At 51.7% G+C, this 1,211-nt stretch carries 9 tRNA genes and 2 rRNA genes; all 11 read right to left on the bottom strand.

Going from position 1 to position 1,211, the window contains the following annotated elements:
• Positions 1-122, bottom strand: a 16S ribosomal RNA gene (locus tag CR205_RS20025); the annotation flags it as partial.
• A gap of 102 nt (positions 123-224) precedes the next feature.
• Positions 225-300: transfer RNA gene (locus CR205_RS20020), tRNA-Ala, on the bottom strand.
• A 10-nt stretch (positions 301-310) separates the two neighbouring features.
• Positions 311-387, bottom strand: a tRNA-Pro gene (locus CR205_RS20015).
• A gap of 8 nt (positions 388-395) precedes the next feature.
• Positions 396-472 (bottom strand) — tRNA-Arg (locus CR205_RS20010).
• Positions 473-496: 24 nt separating this feature from the next.
• Positions 497-585 (bottom strand) — tRNA-Leu (locus CR205_RS20005).
• A gap of 10 nt (positions 586-595) precedes the next feature.
• A tRNA-Gly gene (locus CR205_RS20000) sits at positions 596-670 on the bottom strand.
• 37 nt (positions 671-707) lie between these two features.
• Positions 708-792: transfer RNA gene (locus CR205_RS19995), tRNA-Leu, on the bottom strand.
• Positions 793-801: 9 nt separating this feature from the next.
• Positions 802-877: transfer RNA gene (locus tag CR205_RS19990), tRNA-Lys, on the bottom strand.
• A gap of 5 nt (positions 878-882) precedes the next feature.
• Positions 883-958: transfer RNA gene (locus CR205_RS19985), tRNA-Thr, on the bottom strand.
• A 5-nt stretch (positions 959-963) separates the two neighbouring features.
• Positions 964-1,039 (bottom strand) — tRNA-Val (locus CR205_RS19980).
• A gap of 46 nt (positions 1,040-1,085) precedes the next feature.
• Positions 1,086-1,202: ribosomal RNA gene (gene rrf, locus CR205_RS19975) — 5S ribosomal RNA — on the bottom strand.
• Positions 1,203-1,211: the final 9 nt, after the last annotated feature.

Here is a 1,211-nt window from a genome sequence, read left to right as displayed (position 1 = left end):
CGTGTTACTCACCCGTCCGCCGCTGACGTCAGGGGAGCAAGCTCCCCATCAGTCCGCTCGACTTGCATGTATTAGGCACGCCGCCAGCGTTCGTCCTGAGCCAGGATCAAACTCTCCGTAGAAAGTTCGATGTCACTGACATCAAAATAAAAATTTATTGACGGGATATCTTAAAATATCCCACGTTTCGCTTGGCTTTTTGTTTAGTTTTCAAAGGTCATAAATGGTGGAGCCTAGCGGGATCGAACCGCTGACCTCCTGCGTGCAAAGCAGGCGCTCTCCCAGCTGAGCTAAGGCCCCTTATAAAAGATGGTCGGGAAGACAGGATTTGAACCTGCGACCCCTTGGTCCCAAACCAAGTGCTCTACCAAGCTGAGCTACTTCCCGAATAAGTATGGCGCGCCCGAGAGGAGTCGAACCCCTAACCTTCTGATCCGTAGTCAGACGCTCTATCCAATTGAGCTACGGGCGCACAAATAAATAATATTTGTAATTATGGTGCCGAGGGCCGGACTTGAACCGGCACGGTAATTACTTACCGCAGGATTTTAAGTCCTGTGTGTCTGCCAATTCCACCACCCCGGCGAGGGTTTAATGGAGCGGAAGACGGGATTCGAACCCGCGACCCCCACCTTGGCAAGGTGGTGTTCTACCACTGAACTACTTCCGCAAGTCAATATGCAGACAAACAATTTTAAATTTTATAATGGTGCGGGTGAAGGGACTTGAACCCCCACGTCCGAAGACACTAGATCCTAAGTCTAGCGCGTCTGCCAATTCCGCCACACCCGCATTATAAAATGGTGAGCCATGAAGGACTCGAACCTTCGACCCTCTGATTAAAAGTCAGATGCTCTACCAACTGAGCTAATGGCTCGTGCATGGTGCTGGCCAGAGGACTTGAACCCCCAACCTACTGATTACAAGTCAGTTGCTCTACCAATTGAGCTAGGCCAGCATATATGGTGGAGGATGACGGGCTCGAACCGCCGACCCCCTGCTTGTAAGGCAGGTGCTCTCCCAACTGAGCTAATCCTCCGGATTCATTTGTATTGTAAGAACAGTTACCCGTAACACGGGTACTTGCCCAGCGACGTCCTACTCTCACAGGGGGAGAGCCCCCAACTACCATCGGCGCTGGAGAGCTTAACTTCCGTGTTCGGCATGGGAACGGGTGTGACCTCTCCGCTTTCGTCACTAGACAAGTTTGA

It is taken from the genome of Alteribacter lacisalsi, from assembly GCF_003226345.1.
GTDB classification, from domain to species: domain Bacteria; phylum Bacillota; class Bacilli; order Bacillales; family Salisediminibacteriaceae; genus Alteribacter; species Alteribacter lacisalsi.
The sequence above is the reverse complement of the archived record's forward strand: the minus strand, read 5'-3'. Positions and strand labels throughout refer to the sequence as shown.